Annotated in this window: 17 protein-coding genes; 3 read left to right on the forward strand and 14 right to left on the reverse strand. The window is 64.6% G+C overall.

Translation table 11 applies throughout. The annotated features are described in order from the left end of the window. Window positions 1-7 precede the first annotated feature (7 nt). The 13 genes from ISO4_RS00565 to ISO4_RS00625 all read right to left on the reverse strand — a co-directional run bounded on the left by ISO4_RS00565 (window position 8) and on the right by ISO4_RS00625 (window position 13,766). The gene (locus ISO4_RS00565; protein ID WP_194854792.1) at window positions 8-1,423 is read right to left on the reverse strand and encodes an efflux transporter outer membrane subunit; all 1,416 of its coding nucleotides are present in this window, start codon (window positions 1,421-1,423) and stop codon (window positions 8-10) included. Beyond that, window positions 1,416-3,374 carry a MacB family efflux pump subunit gene (locus tag ISO4_RS00570; RefSeq protein WP_194854793.1) on the reverse strand — a complete coding sequence of 653 codons (1,959 nt, stop codon included), beginning with the start codon at window positions 3,372-3,374 and terminating at the stop codon, window positions 1,416-1,418. The genes ISO4_RS00565 and ISO4_RS00570 overlap by 8 nt, the downstream gene beginning before the upstream one ends. Next, window positions 3,374-4,513, reverse strand: coding sequence for an efflux RND transporter periplasmic adaptor subunit (locus ISO4_RS00575; protein ID WP_194854794.1), 1,140 nt, complete (start codon window positions 4,511-4,513; stop codon window positions 3,374-3,376). The genes ISO4_RS00570 and ISO4_RS00575 overlap by 1 nt, the downstream gene beginning before the upstream one ends. A gap of 109 nt (window positions 4,514-4,622) precedes the next feature. Then, the gene (locus tag ISO4_RS00580; RefSeq protein ID WP_067604947.1) at window positions 4,623-4,838 is read right to left on the reverse strand and encodes a DUF3820 family protein; all 216 of its coding nucleotides are present in this window, start codon (window positions 4,836-4,838) and stop codon (window positions 4,623-4,625) included. Between the two features lie 33 nt (window positions 4,839-4,871). Further along, window positions 4,872-5,525: a cation transporter gene (locus ISO4_RS00585; protein ID WP_067604948.1), complete on the reverse strand. Its 654-nt coding sequence runs from the start codon at window positions 5,523-5,525 to the stop codon at window positions 4,872-4,874. 23 nt (window positions 5,526-5,548) lie between these two features. Continuing rightward, window positions 5,549-6,466 carry a cation diffusion facilitator family transporter gene (locus ISO4_RS00590; protein ID WP_067604950.1) on the reverse strand — a complete coding sequence of 306 codons (918 nt, stop codon included), beginning with the start codon at window positions 6,464-6,466 and terminating at the stop codon, window positions 5,549-5,551. Between the two features lie 201 nt (window positions 6,467-6,667). Continuing rightward, window positions 6,668-9,793 (reverse strand): efflux RND transporter permease subunit, encoded by a 3,126-nt coding sequence (locus tag ISO4_RS00595; protein WP_067604952.1) that lies wholly within the window; start codon window positions 9,791-9,793, stop codon window positions 6,668-6,670. 24 nt (window positions 9,794-9,817) lie between these two features. Next, on the reverse strand, window positions 9,818-11,041 hold the full coding sequence (locus ISO4_RS00600; protein ID WP_194854795.1) for an efflux RND transporter periplasmic adaptor subunit: 1,224 nt from the start codon (window positions 11,039-11,041) through the stop codon (window positions 9,818-9,820). Continuing rightward, window positions 11,038-12,333 carry a TolC family protein gene (locus tag ISO4_RS00605; RefSeq protein WP_194854796.1) on the reverse strand — a complete coding sequence of 432 codons (1,296 nt, stop codon included), beginning with the start codon at window positions 12,331-12,333 and terminating at the stop codon, window positions 11,038-11,040. Before ISO4_RS00605 ends, ISO4_RS00600 begins: the two co-directional genes overlap by 4 nt. A 59-nt stretch (window positions 12,334-12,392) precedes the next feature. Next, window positions 12,393-12,731, reverse strand: a complete 339-nt coding sequence (locus ISO4_RS00610) for a hypothetical protein (RefSeq protein ID WP_138773357.1) — start codon at window positions 12,729-12,731, stop codon at window positions 12,393-12,395. 56 nt (window positions 12,732-12,787) lie between these two features. Then, window positions 12,788-13,129, reverse strand: a complete 342-nt coding sequence (locus tag ISO4_RS00615) for a DUF3703 domain-containing protein (RefSeq protein ID WP_067604957.1) — start codon at window positions 13,127-13,129, stop codon at window positions 12,788-12,790. 62 nt (window positions 13,130-13,191) lie between these two features. After that, on the reverse strand, window positions 13,192-13,581 hold the full coding sequence (locus ISO4_RS00620) for a type II toxin-antitoxin system VapC family toxin (protein ID WP_067604959.1): 390 nt from the start codon (window positions 13,579-13,581) through the stop codon (window positions 13,192-13,194). Then, a complete protein-coding gene (locus ISO4_RS00625; RefSeq protein WP_067604960.1) occupies window positions 13,578-13,766 on the reverse strand; it encodes a type II toxin-antitoxin system VapB family antitoxin in 189 nt (62 codons plus the stop codon). The genes ISO4_RS00620 and ISO4_RS00625 overlap by 4 nt, the downstream gene beginning before the upstream one ends. 144 nt (window positions 13,767-13,910) lie before the next feature. Between ISO4_RS00625 and ISO4_RS00630 the strand changes: the two genes are divergently transcribed. After that, on the forward strand, window positions 13,911-14,327 hold the full coding sequence (locus ISO4_RS00630; RefSeq protein ID WP_067604962.1) for a MerR family transcriptional regulator: 417 nt from the start codon (window positions 13,911-13,913) through the stop codon (window positions 14,325-14,327). On the opposite strand, the gene ISO4_RS00635 is transcribed toward ISO4_RS00630, so the two are convergent. After that, on the reverse strand, window positions 14,324-14,956 hold the full coding sequence (locus ISO4_RS00635) for a carboxymuconolactone decarboxylase family protein (RefSeq protein WP_067604964.1): 633 nt from the start codon (window positions 14,954-14,956) through the stop codon (window positions 14,324-14,326). The two genes, ISO4_RS00630 and ISO4_RS00635, sit on opposite strands and share 4 nt — an antisense overlap. A gap of 157 nt (window positions 14,957-15,113) precedes the next feature. On the opposite strand from ISO4_RS00635, the gene ISO4_RS00640 reads away from it, so the two are divergent. Beyond that, window positions 15,114-15,962 carry an SDR family oxidoreductase gene (locus tag ISO4_RS00640; protein WP_067604966.1) on the forward strand — a complete coding sequence of 283 codons (849 nt, stop codon included), beginning with the start codon at window positions 15,114-15,116 and terminating at the stop codon, window positions 15,960-15,962. Between the two features lie 86 nt (window positions 15,963-16,048). Next, a complete protein-coding gene (gene nhaD, locus ISO4_RS00645) occupies window positions 16,049-17,278 on the forward strand; it encodes a sodium:proton antiporter NhaD (protein WP_067604968.1) in 1,230 nt (409 codons plus the stop codon). Window positions 17,279-17,283 lie beyond the last annotated feature (5 nt).

A 17,283-nucleotide genomic window follows, 5' to 3' on the forward strand; every position in this document is an offset into this window, starting at 1 on the left:
GCGCCCCTCAGGGCGCCTCGGGGAAACCGGCCAGGCCCTGGCCCAGAACCCGGTACAGGGTCACCCTGGCGAGCAGTTCGTTGTAACGCTGATCGAGCATGTTCCGGCGCGCGTTGTTGAGGCTGGTCTGTGCGTCCAACACCGAGGTCAGCTCGATGTCGCCTTCGCGATAGCGCACCTCGGCGATTTCAAAACTGCGGCGCGCCTGGGCCAGCGCTTCGCGGAAGAACTGGTCCTGTTGTTCCAGGGCGTTGATGCTGCCCAGGCTCTGGTCCACCTCGGACAGCGCGGTGAGCAGCACGCCCCGGTAGGTGGCCACCTGCTCCAGCCAGGCGGCGCGGGCGGTGGTGTTCTCGCCGCGCACCTGGCCGCCGTCGAACAACAGCTGGCTGAGGGAGGCCGCCAGGCTGTAGACCGCGTCGCCGTCGAACAGATCACTCAACGAGCTGCTGGCGTAGCCGGCGCCGCCGGTGAGGCTCAATGACGGCCAATAGGCGCTGCGCGCCACCGCCACGCCGTAGTCGGCGGCCATCAGATTGGCCAGGGCCCGGCCCACGTCCGGGCGCTGCGCCAGCACTTCGGCGGGCAGCCCCGACTCGATCTCGGGCACGGTCAGTTCATCCAGCCCGCCGTCCGACAGCAGAAAGCCCTGGGGCGTGTCGCCCACCAGCACCGCCAGCGCGTAGCGGGTTTCCCGCGCCTGCTGGCGCAGGTCCGGCAGGGCGGCGCGCTGGTTGGCCACCAGGGTGCGCTGCTGGGCCAGGTCCTGGGGCGACACCGCGCCGTAACGCACCTTGGCCTCGACCAGTTCCAGCACCCGCTCGGCCAGCGCCAGGCTGTCCTCGGCCAGGGCCAGGCGCTCCTCCAGATAGCGCCACTGCAGCCAGGTGTTGGCGACGCTGGCCAGCACCGTCAGGCGCACGCTGTCGCGGTCGAAGCGGCTGGCCTCCAGGTTGGCTTCGGCGACCGCCTTGTTGTTGCGCAGCCGGCCCCACAGGTCCAGCTCGTAGCTGGCGTTGGCGCGCAGCTGGAAGCTGTCGCTGCTGGTGCCGCCGAAGGTGCCGGAGGTGGACGCGCCGCCGTCCAGGGACAGGCTCGGGAACAGCGACGAACCGGCCTGCTGCAACCGGCCCTCGGCCTGCAGCACGCGGGCGGCGGCGGCGCGCAGATCGGTGTTGTCGCTCAGCGAGCGGGCCACCAGCTGGTTCAGTTCATCGCTGCCGAAGCCCTGCCACCAGGCCGGGTTGCTCACCGCCGCGCGGCTGTCGGCAATCTGATTCTCCCACTGCGCCGGCGCCTCCGGTTCCGGGGTCTCCAGCCCGGACCGCACCGCGCACCCGGATACCATCAGGGCGCCGAGGGCCACCGCCAGGACCGCCCCTTTGCAACTGGCAACTTTCAACTTGCTGGCTGTTTTACTCATTGGAGAGCGCCTCCACCGGATTGAGCCGTGCCGCCTTCAACGCCGGCGCGAACCCGAACACCAGGCCGATCACCGCGGCGCACAGGAAGGCCGCCGCGGCCACCGTGGCGGAAAACAGAATCGGCAGGCCGAGCACCTTCAACAGCAGGCCCACGGCGACGCCGCCGAGCACGCCGATGATGCCGCCCAGCGCGGACACCACCACCGCCTCGGTGAGGAACTGCTGGAGAATATTGCGCTGGCGGGCGCCCGTGGCCATGCGGATGCCGATTTCATGGATACGTTCGGTGACGCTCACCAGCATGATGTTCATCACTCCGATGCCGCCCACCAACAGCGAGATCGCCGCGATCGAGCCGAGCAGCATGGTAAGGGTGTTCTGGGTGTCGGAAATCATGTCCAGCAAGGACGCCATATTGAACACCCGCACGTCCTTGGTGCCGTGGCGCTGTACCAGCAGATCCACCGCCGCCTGCTCGGTGGCGTCGATGGCGTCCATGTTCTCCACGGCCAGGGTGATCGAGCGCAGATAGTTCTGGCCGAACAGCCGCAGGGTGCCGGTGGAGAGCGGCACGAACACCACGTCGTCCTGGTCGTCGCCCCAGTTGGTGGCGCCCTGCTCGCCCATCACCCCGATCACCTGGAACGGGATGCTGTTGAGCAGCACGAACTGCCCCAGCGGGTCGGTGTCCGGGAACAGATTCTGGCGCACGGTTTCGCCGATCACCGCCACCGGCGCGTAGCGGGCTTCGTCGTCGGCGTTGAAGAAGATGCCCGCGGAGCGCTCCCAGTCGCGCAGGGTCGGGTACGCGGAAGACACCGCCTTCACCGAGGTGGTGACGTCCCGGCCCAGGGCGCGGGCGGTGGCGGACCCGGAAATCTCCGGCACCGCCACCCGCACATTGGGCAGACTTTCCAGCGCTTTGGCGTCCTCGGGCACCAGGGTCGCCACCACGCCGTCGGCGCTACGCTGCTGGCCCCGGTCCGGGCGGATCACCAGCAGGTTGGTGCCCATATCGCCGATGCGCGCCACCACATCCTGTTTGGCGCCCTGGCCGATGGCCAGCATCACCACCACGGCGCCCACGCCGATCACGATGCCGAGCAGCGTCAGCAGGGTGCGCAGCCAGTTGGCGCGCAGCGAGCGCAGCGCCATGGTCACCGCCTCGGGGATCTCACCGGGCTCCGGCAGGCCGGACTCCGCCGGCGGCGCCAGGGCGGAGGGGGTCTCGGCGGTGGCGCGGGCCGGCCGATGGCGGGTGTCGGCAACGATGTTGCCGTCGTGCAGCTCGATGATGCGGTCCGCGTGGGCCGCCACTTCCGGGTCGTGGGTGATCAGGATCACCGTGTGGCCCCGGTCGGCGAGCCCGGTGAGGTGGGCCATCACCGCCTCGCCGCTCTGGCTGTCGAGGGCGCCGGTGGGCTCGTCGGCGAGGATCACGCGGCCGCCGTTCATCAATGCCCGGGCGATGGACACCCGTTGCTGCTGACCGCCGGACAACTGGTTGGGCCGATGGTCGAGGCGCTCGCCCAGACCCAGATCGGTGAGCAGGGCCTGGGCGCGGGCCTTGCGTTCATCGCGGTGCATGCCCGCGTAGATCGCCGGCAACGCCACGTTTTCCCAGGCGCTGGCGGTGCCGATCAGGTGATAGCTCTGGAACACGAAGCCGAACATTTCCCGGCGCAGCCAGGCCAGTTCCTGGTGGTCCATGGCGTTGACGTCCTGGCCGGCGAAGCGGTACTCGCCCTCGCTGGCCCGGTCCAGGCAGCCGAGCAGATGCATCAGGGTGGATTTGCCGGAACCGGAGCTGCCCATGATCGCCACGCATTCACCGGCCTCGATGGTCAGCGAAATGCCGTGCAGCACCTCCACGTCCTCATCACCGCCGGGGAAGCGTTTACGAATGTCGCGCAGCTCGATCAGCGGCGCCCGCGGCGTCTGATCCGCCATCAGAACAGACCCCGGCGGCGCGGCTCGTCCTCGGTTTGCGCCTGCACCTTACCGATCACCACGGTGTCGCCTTCGGCGAGCCCGTCGGTGATCTGCACGCGCACCCGGTCGGTGACGCCGGTTTTCACCGGACGTTTTTCCAGCCGGCCCTTGCCGGCGGGCACCTCCACGTACTGACCGTCGGCGCCGCTCTTCACCGCCGACGCGGGCACGCTGAGCGCCCCCTCGGCGGACTCCACCACGAAAAACACCTGGGCGGTCATCCCCGACATCAAGGCGTTGTCCGGGTTGGCCACATCGAACTCGGCGGTGTAGAGCACCACGTTATTGACCACTTCCGGGGTCGGCAGCACCTGGCGCAGCGTGCTGTCATAACGCACGGCGCTGTTGCCCAGGGTGGAGAAGTACCCCGGCATGCCGATCTCCAGCCGGTCCACGTCCGCCTCGGAGACCTCCGTGGACACGGTCATGGTGGAGAGATCGGCGACGCGCATCAGAATCGGCGCGGTCTGGTTGGCGTTGAGGGTTTGCCCTTCGCGGGCATCCAGGGTCACCACGGTGCCGTCGCGGGGGGCGTAGATCTTGGCGTAGCCGAGGGTCGCCTGGTCGCCCTCAAGGCCGGACTGGGTCTGGTCGATCTGTGCCTGCAGCACTTTGATCTGGGCGCGGGTGGTGGCCAGGGTGGCCTTGGCGGTCTGCCAGGCGTCATCACTGGTGGCGTCGGCCTGGCGCAGCCGCTCCTGGCGGTCGAACTGCACCTGCGCCAGTTCCAGCTCGGCGCGCTGCTGCTCCAGTTGCGCGCGCAGGGCGTCCAGTTGCGCCAGGCCCGCCTGCACCTGCGACTCCTGCACCGAGGCATCGATTTCCGCCAGCAGCTGGCCCTTTTCGACTTTATCGCCGAGATCCACGTGCAGCTTTTCCAGCTGGCCGGACACCTGGGCGCCCACGTCCACGTAATCGTAGGGCTCCAGGGTGCCGAGGGCGGTCACCAGATCCTCGATGTCGGCGGGTTGGACCCGGGCGGTCTGCCACTGCCCGTCCGTGGCGCCGTTACCCGACAGCCACCACCAGGACGCGGCCAGCGCGGCCAGGACCACCAGCGAAACGATTAGCAAACGACGTTTGATCCAGCGTGTCATGACCCTGCCCGAATACTCTGCCCAGAAAAGAATGCGTCGACCTCAAAGGTACCGGTAAAAGATGCAAAGAATATGCGTCAAACCGCCAACCACCGTGCACGCCCGCCGCTCACTCGCGGAACGGCGTTACCAGATGCTTGAGATTTTCCACGCTGAGAATCATCGCCAGGGCCATGAGACGGCCCAGTTCGCCGCGGGGAAAGCCGCGGTCGGCGAACCACAGCAGGTAGGATTCGGGCAGATCGATCAACGGCCTGCCCTGGTATTTACCGAAAGGCATGGTGCGCTGACAGACAGCGATCAGGTCTTCGTTTTTAAAACTCATGACGATGCCGTTGGAGCGGAAATGCCGGGCAGACTAACGCGCCGGGCCGCAGCCGTCACCACCGGGGCCCGGCCCGTCACGTTGCCCGGCCCTCTGTTCGGCATTGGCCTGGCGCAGAATGGACACCGCGCTATGGCAGAACAAACCGGCAATCGCCATCGCCACCAGCACGTCCGGCCAGTGGCTGCCGCTGGCCAGCACCAGCAGGCCGGCGACGATCACCGATATATTAGCGAGCACATCATTGCGCGTGCACAGCCAGGCGGAGCGGATATTGGCGTCACCCTGGCGGTAGCGTACCAGCAGCATCAGGCTGGTGAGGTTGGCCACCAGCGCCAAGGCGCCGATGCCGGACATCATCACCCCGGGGGGCGCGGCCCCGGTTATCAGGCTTACCAAGCTGTCCGCCAGCACCAGCAACCCCAGCAGCAGCAGCGAGAAGCCCTTGATACGGGCGGCGCGAAATCGCCAGGTCAGGGATTGCCCCAGCGCCCAAAGGGTGATGCCGTAGGTAGCGGCGTCACCCAGGAAATCCAGGGCATCGGCGCGCAGTGCCCGCGAGCCAGAGAACAGGCCCACCGCCGCTTCCACGGCGAACATGACCAGATTGATCGCGAGCACCGCGATCAATACGTTTCGATAGGCGGCGGGCGCCTGGTGGTTCAATTCCGGTTCGCAACATGCCATGTCGATCTCCTCCGCTGCGGTGGTCAATGGGAAGCGTGCAGCACACAAACGTGGGCGCGGTCGCCGCGCTCCACCTGCAAAGTGCTGTGGGCGATGCCGAAATGGTCATGCAGCCCCTCCGCCACCCGGTCCAGCCAGGCGTCGCCGGGGAAACCGTCCGGCATCACCAGATGGACGGTCAGCGCGCTCTCCGTGGTGCTCATGCCCCAGATGTGCAGGTCGTGGATGTCGCTGACGCCGGGCTGGTGCCGAAGCCAGGCGTCCACCTCGGCGAGGTCGATGTTCGCGGGCACCGCATTGAGGATCAGCTTCAGGGATTCGCGCAGCAAACCCCAGGTGCCGATAACGATCACCACGGTGATCAGCAGGCTGGTCACCGGATCAAGCCAGTTCCAGCCGGTATAGAGTATCGCCAGACCGGCCAGCACCACGCCCACCGACACCGCCGCGTCGGCGGCCAGATGCAGGAAAGCACCGCGGATATTCAAATCGCCCTTGCTGCCCTTGGCGAATAACCAGGCCGACGCCAGGTTGATCAGAACACCGATGCCCGCTACCACCATAACGGTCACCGACGCCACTTCCGGCGGATCGGCGAGCCGCCGGATGGCGTCCCAGCCGATGGCGCCGCAGGCGATCAGCAGGAACATGGCGTTGGCCAGCGCCGCCAGAATCGAGCTGCCGCGCAGCCCGAAGGTAAAGCGGCTGTCCGGCGCTTTGCGCGCCAGCATCGCCCCGCCCCAGGCCAGCACCAGGCCCAGCACATCGGACAGGTTATGCCCGGCGTCGGCCATCAATGCCGAGGATTGGGCGAGGAAGCCGTACACGAATTCCACCGCCGTGAACCCCAGGTTCAGGGTGATGGCGATCACGAAGGCGCGCCCGAAATCCTTTGGCGCGCCGTGCGGGTGAGCATGGTCATGATGGTGATGGGTGTGCACTGGCCGGCTCCTTCGATCCGTTTCCGCACATTCCAATACCTGTAGCCACTACAGGGTCAAGCCCGATCAGAAAGAGGACTTCGGCCTGGTCCTCGACCGGTACCGGCGACGCACAGGCACGGCCAGTAGTTCATCGTCAATCCCATATCATACTGACGGGGCGCCCAAACGGTGGCGCCCTGTTTCGGGTTAAGGTCCAGGTTAAACTTGTTCAACCGTTTTGCGGCCAAACCGGCTGTACAGCGCCGGCAATACCACCAGAGTAAGCAGGGTAGCGGTGACGATCCCTCCAACCACAACGGTGGCCAGAGGACGCTGCACTTCCGAGCCGATGCCGGTGTTGAAGGCCATCGGCACGAAACCAAGCCCCGCTACCAAAGCAGTCATCAGCACTGGTCGCAGGCGGCGCAGCGCGCCCTCACGCACCGCGTCCCGCAATGGCATGCCCTCCGCCATCAGATCCTTGATATGAGACAGCATCACCACGCCATTGAGCACGGCAATACCGGACAGGGCAATAAACCCGACCCCGGCGGAGATCGACAGGGAGATGTCGCGTGCCCACAGGGCCAGCACGCCCCCGGTCAGCGACAGGGGAATGGCGGTAAAAATAATCAGCGCATCGCGAGCGCTGCCGAACGCCCCATACAACAACGCGAAGATTAGCAATAGCGAAAGCGGCACCACGATGGCCAAACGCCGGGAGGCGGACTGCAGCTGCTCAAAGGTACCGCCATAGTCCACCCAATAACCGGTGGGCAGATCAATCTCCTCACGAACCGCCGTCCGCACATCCTCGACAAATGAGCCCAGGTCCCGGCCCCGCACGTTGGCGGATACAATGGCATTACGCTTGCCGTTCTCGCGATCGATTTGGTTAGGCCCCGGCGTCAACGCCACCTCCGCCACTTCTTCCAGCGGCACATAGCCGGGGTCATGACCTCCGGGCACCGCTATCGGAAGCCGCTTCAGGGTGTCCAGATCCGCCACGTTCTCCGCCGGCAAGCGCAAACGCAACGGGAAGCGGCTGTCACCCTGGTATACGGTACCCAAGGTCTCGCCGCCCACCGCGACACGCACCGTCCGCTGTACGGTCGAGGCATTAAGACCGTAGCGGCCCAATGCTTCCCGGTCCGGTGTAACAGTGAGCACCGGCAGGCCTGAGAGCGGCTGCAGACGGGCGTCGGCGGCGCCGGGCACCCTGTTGATCACCGATACCGCCTGCTCACCCAGCGCTTCCAGTTGAGCCAGATCATCGCCGTAAAAGCGCACCGCCAAATCCGCGCGCACCCCTGCGATCAGCTCATTGAAACGCATCTGAATCGGCTGAGTGAACTCGTACTTGTTGCCCGGCAGCGTTTCCGCCGCCTCGGCCATGGCGGCCACCAAATCCGCTTTGGGCCGATCCGGGTCCGGCCATTGGTCACGGGGCTTCAGAATCACAAAGGTGTCCGCCACATTGGGCGGCATCGGGTCGGTGGCCACCTCGGCGGTGCCTAGCTTGGCGAACACCTTGTCCACCTCGTCGAATTCCAGGAAACGGCGGTCCACCTGTTCCTGCATCTCCAATGCCTGGCTCAGGCTGGTGCCGGGGATGCGCAGCGCGTGGACCGCCACATCGCCCTCATCCAACTGCGGGATGAACTCGGTGCCCAGTCGGGTCGCCAGGACTCCGCTGGCAACAACCAACACCCCCGCCACCAGCAATACCGGCACCGCAGCACGCAGAGCGACATCCAGAGCCGGCTGGTAAAGTCGCCGCGCCACCCGCATCACCGGGTTATCCTGATGGCCCACCCGACCTCGTACAAACAGGGCGACGGCGGCCGGCACGAAGGTCACCGATAAAATCAGCGCCCCGGTAAGCGCCGCTACCACGGTGAATGCCATGGGGTGGAACATCTTCCCTTCTACGCCGGTGAGCGCGAAGATCGGCAGGTATACCACCATGATGATGAACACCCCAAAGGCACTGGGCTTGAACACTTCCCGGGTGGCCCGGGTGACGGTGTCCAAACGCTCTTTCAAAGTGAGCAAACGCCCATGGTGCTTCTGAGCCGCCGCCAGACCGGTCAGACAGTTCTCCACCACGATCACGGCACCGTCGACGATCAAGCCGAAATCGATGGCGCCCAGGCTCATCAGATTGCCACTGACCCGGTTGGCCGCCATGCCGGTGAGCGCGAACAACATGCTCAATGGGATGACCGCGGCGGTGATCAGGGCGGCACGGAAGTTGCCCAGCAGGGCGAACAGCACCACGACCACCAGCAACGCGCCTTCGAACAGGTTTTTCTCCACCGTGGCGATGGTTTTTTCGACCAGAGAGGTGCGATCGTACATCGGCTCGGCACGCACACCGTCGGGTAAGGAACGATTAACCTCCTGAAGACGTTCCGCTACCGACTTGGCCACTTCCCGGCTGTTTTCGCCGATCAGCATGAAGGTGGTACCGAGCACTACTTCCTCACCGTTGCGGGTGGCCGCGCCGGTGCGCTGCTCTTTACCGAAGCGGACTTCCGCCACGTCCGCCACACGTATCACGGTATCACCGCGTCGCGCCACGACGATCTCAGCGATCTCATCCAGGCTCGCCACCTGGCTCGGGGAACGCACCAGCCACTGCTCGCCGTTGCGTTCCAAATAACCAGCACCGAGGTTTAAATTGTTGTCGCGCAAGGCCGCTGACAGATCTCTCAAACTCAGTTCGTGGGCGATCAGCCTCGACGGGTCCGGCGCCACTTCATATTGGCGCTGGAAGCCGCCAATGGTGTTCACCTCTGTAACGCCGTCCACCAGCATTAACTGAGGCCGCACCACCCAGTCCTGCAGGGTACGCAGGTCTTCCGCGTCGTAGGGCTCACCCTCCTCGTTGCGGGCGCCCGGGTCGGCTTCCACGGTGTACATGAAAATTTCACCCAGTCCGGTGGCAATGGGACCGAGCTCCGGTTCCATGCCTTCGGGCAGTTGCCCGCGCACGCTTTGCAGTTTTTCCGCCACCCGCTGGCGGGCGAAGTACAGGTCGGTGCCCTCCTCGAACACTACCGTGACCTGTGACAAACCGTATCGGGATACCGAGCGCGTGTAGTCGAGATTAGGCAGCCCGGCCATCGCCGTTTCCACCGGATAGGTGATACGTTGTTCCGATTCCAGTGGCGAGTAGCCTGGCGCACTGGTATTAATTTGCACCTGGACATTAGTGATGTCGGGTACCGCGTCGATGGGTAATTGCACGGCGCTACGTATGCCCACCAACACCAGCAACGCGGTCAGCGCCATCACCAACCAGCGCCGGCGGACCACCAAGCCCACGAAAGCATCGATCATGAGATCTCCTTAGTGCTTAAGCACTTAGTGGCCGTGAGTGGCGCCGTCTTTAAGGACGTCGGCCTTGATTAGGAAACTGTTTTCAGTCACGTATTCGGTGCCTGGCTCCAAACCACCGGTGACTTCCACGTAATCCGCGCCACTCATGCCTTGTTTGATCATCCGCACTTCATACTTTTCATCGAAGCGGGCAAACACTACCGGCATGTCGCGGAAACTCTGAATCGCTTCCCGGCGTACCGCCAACGGCACCGTCTTCTTTTCAATCACCACCTGGGCACCAATCAACATGCCAGGGCGCAGATCGGCGGGTGGGTCGTTGACCACTACCCGCGCCCGGGTGACCTGACTGTCCTCGTCAGCTCGGGGGTACAGGTAATCCACTGCGCCCAACACAGTAGCGTCGTCCGCTCGGCGCACAGCCTGCCCTGGGGACACAGCGTCCAGATCACGAGGGAACAGATGCAGCTCCAGCCAAAGGGTGGAGAAATCGCCGATCTCAACAATTGGTTCGCCGCTGGTGGCCGCTCCGGCGTTCAGAAAGCGCTCTGTAATCACGCCATCCGCCGGTGCGGTCACCGTCTGCAGGGTGAGGCTCTCCCGGGCTTCCACCCGCGCCAGCGGCTGGCCTTTTTTTACCCGGTCGCCCACCGACACCAGCACCCGCTCAACCGTGCCCGGATAGCGGGCGGTGACCCGGTATAGTTTGTCTGGATCTGCTTCGACCCGGCCGGTGACCTGGCGCGTGCGCTCCAGGGTTCGCTCACCGGCGATTTCGGTACCGAGACCGGAGGCTTTCGCCAGACGTTCAGGGATAAGGGTGCGGCCTTCATGGTTTTCGAAACGCCACTGATACGTCTCTCCGTCCAGGCTGGCTTCCACGGTGACATCAAAGGAATGCGGTTCGGCCACTGGCTGTTGGCCCAGCAAGTAGTCACGCTCCGGGACAAAGGTAATACGGTCTCGCTGTCCGCCCAGACGGTCCAGCCTGATGGTCAAATCTACTTGATCCGGGTCCAGGGGTTTTCCGTTCCGGTAAGCGTAGACTCGATATTCAGGTGGAACGCCATCTTCAAATATCGTCAGCTCCAGACCGAATTCATTTTTCTCCAGCAGGCGTCCCCCGTGCGGCCCCTCACGCTCCTGGCGTTCAGCATGATCGCCACCACTCGCGCCTGCCGCCCAGGCACCGGTGGTGACAGCAGATAGCAGGCCAGCGTACAACACACTCAGAATAAATCGGTTCATTGGGAATCTCCTTGCGCACGCGCTTCGGCGGCCAGGGAAGTGCCGGTCAGGCGCTCCAGTTCATTGCGTTGCTGATGAAAGCCCTCAGCCAGGTCGGTAACTCGACGCTCCAGGGCCAGACGGGAATGAGCGGCGTCAATCAGGTCAAGGACGCTGTAGCGCCCGCGACGATAGCCGGCCTGGACTTCCTCGTAGAGCCGCCGGGCTTCCGGCAGGGATTGCTCCAGAATCGAGCGGACCTCGGTGCGGCGTTGTTGTAGCTCCAGGTACAAGCCCTCCACCAGCGACAACAGCTCGATGCGCGCGGCACTTCTGCGCGACTCGAGAAGGTCCACTTCAGCCAGCCGAAGGGCCTCGTTACCACGATTGGGGTTGCTCAGATTAAGCGGCATGGAGAACCCCAACACCGCGGCTTGATCGCCACTGGATTCATCATGCCGAGCGCCCACGGAAAAGCGTACGTCACGGCTGCCATTGGCTTGCGCCAACCGGGCCCGGGCCTCAGCGAGACGGGTTAGAGAAGCGAATTCGCGCAACCTCGGCGCCTGATCCAGACGTCCGCGCCATTGCTTCAAACCGGGAAGGTCCGGCAAGGGCAGCAGCTCTTCGGCGGCACGCAAACCTTGCTCACCGGTCTCTCCCCACAGGGCAGCAAGCCGTTGGCTGGCGGAACGGCGATCCATGCGGGACCGTTCCAGGTCTCGTTCCGCCGCCTGCCGGGACAGCACCAAACGACGCCGTTCGGATGACGGAGCGGCGCCAGCGGCAACGCGCCGCTGGGCGGCCTGTTCGGCGTCACCGGCCAGGCCCAGGGCCTTCTCGGCCAGGGTCACGCGGCGCTCGGCGGCGACAAGCGCCAAGTAGCGCCGGTTCGCTTCGCCAAGCAAGTCAAGACGCGCGAGATCGTAGTCCAGACGACTCACTTCTCCGGCCCGGCGAGCACTCTCCATCCGGGCGTCGCGCTGACCGCCCAACTCGACGGTCTGGCTCAAAGCCAACGTGACTTCCGCACCGTCGGTGCCGGCCCATTGCCCGGAGCCGGCGATATTTTCCACTTCCAGGGAGACTTCGGTACTGGGGCGGATGCCCGCTTGAACAACGGCCGCATCAGCGGCGCGGAAACGATAGGGGTATTCATCCAGACCAGGGTTGCGCTCGAGCACCCGGGACAGGACGGTCGTCAGATTCACGGATTTCAAATCGATGGTGTCGGCGCCGGTGGCCAAGGGCCAGACCAGCACTAGACCGCCGAACACGACGGCAAGGCCGCCGCACAAAGTACGGTGATGCATGAAACTATGCTCCAAATACGGGAAACGACGGCGCGGGACGCCGGAGGTCATTCAGTACGCTAGAACGACACCGTATTCGGTGGGGGAACGGGAGGTTGGCGCCCAGACAGCACTGCGCCCGGACGCGGATTCGGCGGCCAGGTGTTGCCAAGAGCGAAGTGGGCACCCGCCACGCTGGCGCTTAAAGGCGCGTAGCAAGCGGGGTTGTGACAATCATGATAACCGCCATCGTCGGCGTCCATCGGAAAAGCAGCTGAAACGTTTTTAATATCACCGTCGGCGTGCAACGACAGGCCTGGAGTGTCATGGCTGGCATGGATGGTGGAATCTCCCGCCACCACCAGCCCGTTAACGGCCAGGAACACAACCAGCATTGCTGCGACCCAACGTTTCAACATGCACACCACCTTAATCAGAGCGGAAACAGTACGGCAACGCGCGCATGGCGTCAAAATCACCGTCGGCGCAATAGGGCCACCAGATCAGCGGGTATCGGCATCGGCTTGATCGGGCTGACATCCGCGCCGCCGGTGTTACCGGCGGGCACCCAGATTCGTGACAGCAGTAATGCCGCCACCAGTCGCGGTAACTGACCCCGGACCTCCCGAGCATCCCTGCGTCTCCACCCCACTCGCAGCATCCACCAATGCGCGAGGGTGTGCGGGCCGATAAACCGTTGTCCGATAATGTGCGCTCGCTCAAGATGACGGAACGCCGCTTGCCAGTCGCCTTCCTGATAGGCGAGGCGCGCGAGATCCATTTCATGGCGGAAAGCCCGGCGAAGGCGAGGTTTCATGGACCCGTCCTGCTTTCAGTGAACTCAGGATGTCAATTGAAATACCTGTAGCCACTACAGGGTCAAGCCCGATCATGAATCATCGGCCCCGGTGCGCCGTCCACGCCCAGGTCTCGCGCCACCTCGGCGAGCCGCTTGTCCCGGGTCCACAGACAAGTGGCGTGACTGAGCAGCGTTGCGGCCAGCAGATGCGCGTCGATGAAACCGATACCCCGCCCCATCAGACCGTGCCGCTCGATCAGGAACAACACCTCGTCCTGGTCCGCGACCGGCACCGGTGGCAACCCCCGCAGCAAATCCAGCACCTCGCGGCGGCGGCTCAGGTTGCCGCAGGCCAGCTCGCCGACCACGAAGGGGTGTATCCGCGCCTGGTTACGCTCCAACAGGCGGGCCAGCTCCCGGTCGCCGGCGCGCAGATGGTCCACCCACACCGACGTGTCCACCAGAATCATGGCCGGCGGCGCCCGGGCACCGCCAGATCCGGCTCGGAGCCGCCCAGGCGCGCCAGCCGCAAGGCGCTCTCCCGTTCGATCAATGCCACCAGGGCATCACGGATAATCTGGGTACGTTCCTTAACGCCGGTGAGCCGCTGGGCCTCGGCCAGCAAGTCGTCATCGATATTGATCGTGGTCCGCATCCTGCTGCTCCTCTCCAAGTGTCAGGTTAGCACCAAATATGTCACCAAATGATGCTTATTTCAATGCCCAGGATTGGCGGTTTCGCTGACCTCGCCATTTCGGTTAAATAGCTGTAGTCACTACAGATAGACGAGGGAAGCCGCATGCTTTCAATCGGCGAGTTAAGCCGCGCCACCGACTGCAAGGTGGAGACCATCCGCTACTACGAAAAGATCGGCCTGATGCCCGAGCCGGCGCGCAGTGCCGGCAACCAGCGGCGCTACGGCGAGCGCCACCGGGACCGGCTGCATTTCATTCGCCACTCCCGGCAGTTGGGCTTCAGCATCGAGGCGATCCGCGAGCTGCTCAGCCTGGCCGACCACGACCACCAGGACTGCGCCGCCGTGGACGCCCTGACCCGGCACCACCGCCAGGAAGTGGAAGCACGCATCCGCTCCCTGGCGGCGCTGCGCGATGAACTCGACCGCATGCTGCGCGACTGCGCCGGCGGCGACATCGCCCACTGCGGCGTAATCCAGACGCTGGCCGACCACGGCCGCTGCGACAGCGAGCATATCTAGGCCAGGCGAACGTCCCGGGCGCGCCGGTTAAAGTCCGCCAGCACCGCGTCGATGGACGGCTCCAGGTCGATGCCGCTGTTGATCAGCAGCCCCGCCACCATTTCGTAATGCCCCACTAGAACGGTGATCTCCACCAGCGCGGCGGGCTTGAAGTGCCCGGCCAGGACCTGCCAGTTGGCGTCGCTGATCAGTTTTTCCCGGCACAGATCGTCACAGGCGCGCAGGGCGGCGGCATGGCTCGGGTCGGCGTCATCATGTCCGGTCGCCAGCGCCACGATGTCCGCGTCCGAGACCCCGGCGGATAGCGCGATCTCCACATGCTGCCCCCATTCATAACGGCTGCGGCAATGCCAGGCGGTGCGCAGGATCAGTTTTTCGCGCAGGTCGGCGGGCAATCTGCCGAACGGCATCAGCCGCGACGCGAACCACAGCCACGGCCAGAACAGACGACGATTGGTGTTCAAGACGGGAAAGATGCGCGGTAGCTCTTCGCGCCCGAACAGTCTGCTGACGCCCGAGATAGCGCGGAACGCGACGCCCCGTTGCGATGGCGGCGGCGGTGGCAGGCGCGTTTCGACGGGCTGCCGCCAGCCGCCCTCGGGTTGCAGATAATCCTCCACTGCGGTCATCGGGTTTCTCCTGTCTGGACCGGGACAAAGGCGCGTTCGAGTATCGCACGGTGAGGAGTTCGCGGATCGGTACGCCCGATTTATGGCCCAGCCGGACGGGACCACGCGCAACGGCCAGGGCAGGATAAAGCCACTGTGCCACCAAGGAGCCCCGGCAATGACCGATCTCTATAACAAGAAGTGTTTTATCACCGGCGCCGCCAGCGGCATCGGCCGCGCCGCCGCGCTGGAAAGCGCGCGCCGGGGGGCAATCCTGTTCCTCACCGACATCAACGGGGAGGCGCTGGAGAACACGGTTCGCGAGATTGAGACGGCGGGCGGCTCGGTGGCGTCGAGCCGCGCCCTGGACATCGCCGACCATGCGGCGGTCAAGGCGTTCGCCGAGGACATCCACGCCGGGCACGGCAGCATGGACGTGCTGATGAACATCGCCGGTATCGCCATCTGGGGGCCGGTGGAAAAGCTGCAGCACAAACATTGGCGCGCCCTGGTGGACGTCAACCTGATGGGCCCGGTGCACGTGTTCGAATATTTTCTGCCGGCCATGGTGGCGGCCGGCCGGGGCGGCCATGTGATGACGGTGTCCTCGGCGGCGGGGCTGTTCGGCCTGCCCTGGCACGCCGCCTACAACGCCAGCAAGTTCGGCCTGCGCGGCATCAGCGAGGCGATGCGCTACGACCTGCGCCGGCACCGCATCAAGGTCAGCCTGGCCTGCCCCGGCGCGGTGGACACCGGCCTGGTACAGACCCTGGATATCGTCGGTATCGACCAGACCGCCCCGGACGTGGTCCGGCTCAAGAAACGTTTCCAGAAGCACGCGGTGACACCGGAAAAGGCGGCCACCGCGATCCTCGAAGGCGTCCGCCGCAACCGCTACCTGATCTACACCTCGCCGGAGATTCGTGTCGGCTATTGGTTCAAGCGCAAGTTCGCCTGGCCGTTCGAGATGGTCATCCGCCTGCTGGGCCGGCAACTGGACACGGTGGCCCGCAACCAGCAGTCGTGAATCGGCGAAACAGGTAGGTCGCTTTATTGACGTATCGGCGTTAGAATCGCCGCCGTCTTTTCCCCTGTCCTGCCTGGAAGTCCGCCATGTCCGCCGTGCTGCTGTGTCTCGTAGCTCTCGGGTTCGTCTCCATTGTTGTGGAAGACGTGGTTCATATCGACAAAGCCAAGACCACGCTGTTTTTCGGTTCGCTGGTCTGGGTGCTGTATTTCATTTCGCCGCCCGCCGGCGAGACCCGCGAAGCGCTGATGCTCGCCCTGGACGACAACCTGCTGGATATCGCCTCGCTGTGGCTGTTTTTGATGGCGGCGATGACGTTCGTCGCCTATCTGTCCAGCAAGGGCATTATCGACGGCATCGTCAACCGGCTGATTCCCGAGCGCATGAGCGAACGCCAGTTGATGCTGCTCACCGGCCTGTTCGCGTTCTGCTTCTCGTCCATGGCCGACAACATCACCGCCACCCTGGTGTGCATCGCGATTCTGCTGAATCTGAACCTGCCCACGGACAAGCTGCTGCGTTACGTGGTGCTGGTGGTGTTTTCGGTGAACGCCGGCGGCACCGCCCTGATCACCGGCGACGTTACCACGCTGATGATCTTCCTGGCCGACAAGGTGGAAATCCCCCATCTGCTGCTGCTCAGCCTGCCCGCTTTTCTGGCGGTGGCGTCCCTGTCACTGATGCTCTCCCGGGGCCTGGACGGCCAGCTGGTGCTGGAAAAGAAAGAAGTGCACATCAACGGCGGCGACAAGGTGGTGGCCGGGCTGTTCTTCGCCACCATCCTGTCCACCATCGGCGGCAATATTCTGTTCGGCATTCCGCCGGTATTGATGTTCTTGTTCGGCCTGTCGCTGATGTTCATGGTGGTGCAGTTTCTCAACCGCGACGAGCCCACCCTGGAATACATCCGCAAGATCGAGTTCGACACCCTGCTGTTTTTCCTCGGCGTGCTGCTGCTGGTGGGCATGCTCAAGGAGCTGGGCGTGCTGGCCTACTTCCCGCACCTGTACGACGTGATGCCGCCGCTGGCCGCCAACTATGTGATGGGCCTGGTGTCGTCGCTGTTCGACAACGTGCCGCTGACCGCCGCGCTGTTGAATTCCGGCATCGAGATGACGTTGCCGCAGTGGCTGACCCTCACCTACGCGGTGGGCGTGGGCGGCTCACTGCTGGTGATCGGCTCCGCCGCCGGGGTGGTGGCGATGAGCAAGGTGGAATCGCTCACCTTCGGCAGCTACCTGAAGTACTCCGGCTATCTGCTGGTGGCCTATTCCGTCGGTTTCGCCGGCGTGCTGGGTGTCAGCGCGCTGCTGTAACCAGA

Source organism: Alloalcanivorax venustensis ISO4, assembly GCF_015356855.1.
In the GTDB taxonomy this organism is placed as follows: Bacteria; Pseudomonadota; Gammaproteobacteria; order Pseudomonadales; family Alcanivoracaceae; genus Alloalcanivorax; species Alloalcanivorax venustensis.

Coding starts and splice junctions, on each gene's coding strand:
- ISO4_RS00615 (WP_067604957.1), bottom strand. CDS start 13,129: ATGAAACCTCGCCTTCGCCGGGCTTTCCGCCATGAAATGGATCTCGCG.
- ISO4_RS00600 (WP_194854795.1), bottom strand. CDS start 11,041: ATGAACCGATTTATTCTGAGTGTGTTGTACGCTGGCCTGCTATCTGCT.
- ISO4_RS00610 (WP_138773357.1), bottom strand. CDS start 12,731: ATGTTGAAACGTTGGGTCGCAGCAATGCTGGTTGTGTTCCTGGCCGTT.
- ISO4_RS00585 (WP_067604948.1), bottom strand. CDS start 5,525: ATGGCATGTTGCGAACCGGAATTGAACCACCAGGCGCCCGCCGCCTAT.
- nhaD (WP_067604968.1), top strand. CDS start 16,049: ATGTCCGCCGTGCTGCTGTGTCTCGTAGCTCTCGGGTTCGTCTCCATT.
- ISO4_RS00595 (WP_067604952.1), bottom strand. CDS start 9,793: ATGATCGATGCTTTCGTGGGCTTGGTGGTCCGCCGGCGCTGGTTGGTG.
- ISO4_RS00625 (WP_067604960.1), bottom strand. CDS start 13,766: ATGCGGACCACGATCAATATCGATGACGACTTGCTGGCCGAGGCCCAG.
- ISO4_RS00570 (WP_194854793.1), bottom strand. CDS start 3,374: ATGGCGGATCAGACGCCGCGGGCGCCGCTGATCGAGCTGCGCGACATT.
- ISO4_RS00605 (WP_194854796.1), bottom strand. CDS start 12,333: ATGCATCACCGTACTTTGTGCGGCGGCCTTGCCGTCGTGTTCGGCGGT.
- ISO4_RS00635 (WP_067604964.1), bottom strand. CDS start 14,956: ATGACCGCAGTGGAGGATTATCTGCAACCCGAGGGCGGCTGGCGGCAG.
- ISO4_RS00580 (WP_067604947.1), bottom strand. CDS start 4,838: ATGAGTTTTAAAAACGAAGACCTGATCGCTGTCTGTCAGCGCACCATG.
- ISO4_RS00575 (WP_194854794.1), bottom strand. CDS start 4,513: ATGACACGCTGGATCAAACGTCGTTTGCTAATCGTTTCGCTGGTGGTC.
- ISO4_RS00565 (WP_194854792.1), bottom strand. CDS start 1,423: ATGAGTAAAACAGCCAGCAAGTTGAAAGTTGCCAGTTGCAAAGGGGCG.
- ISO4_RS00620 (WP_067604959.1), bottom strand. CDS start 13,581: ATGATTCTGGTGGACACGTCGGTGTGGGTGGACCATCTGCGCGCCGGC.
- ISO4_RS00640 (WP_067604966.1), top strand. CDS start 15,114: ATGACCGATCTCTATAACAAGAAGTGTTTTATCACCGGCGCCGCCAGC.
- ISO4_RS00630 (WP_067604962.1), top strand. CDS start 13,911: ATGCTTTCAATCGGCGAGTTAAGCCGCGCCACCGACTGCAAGGTGGAG.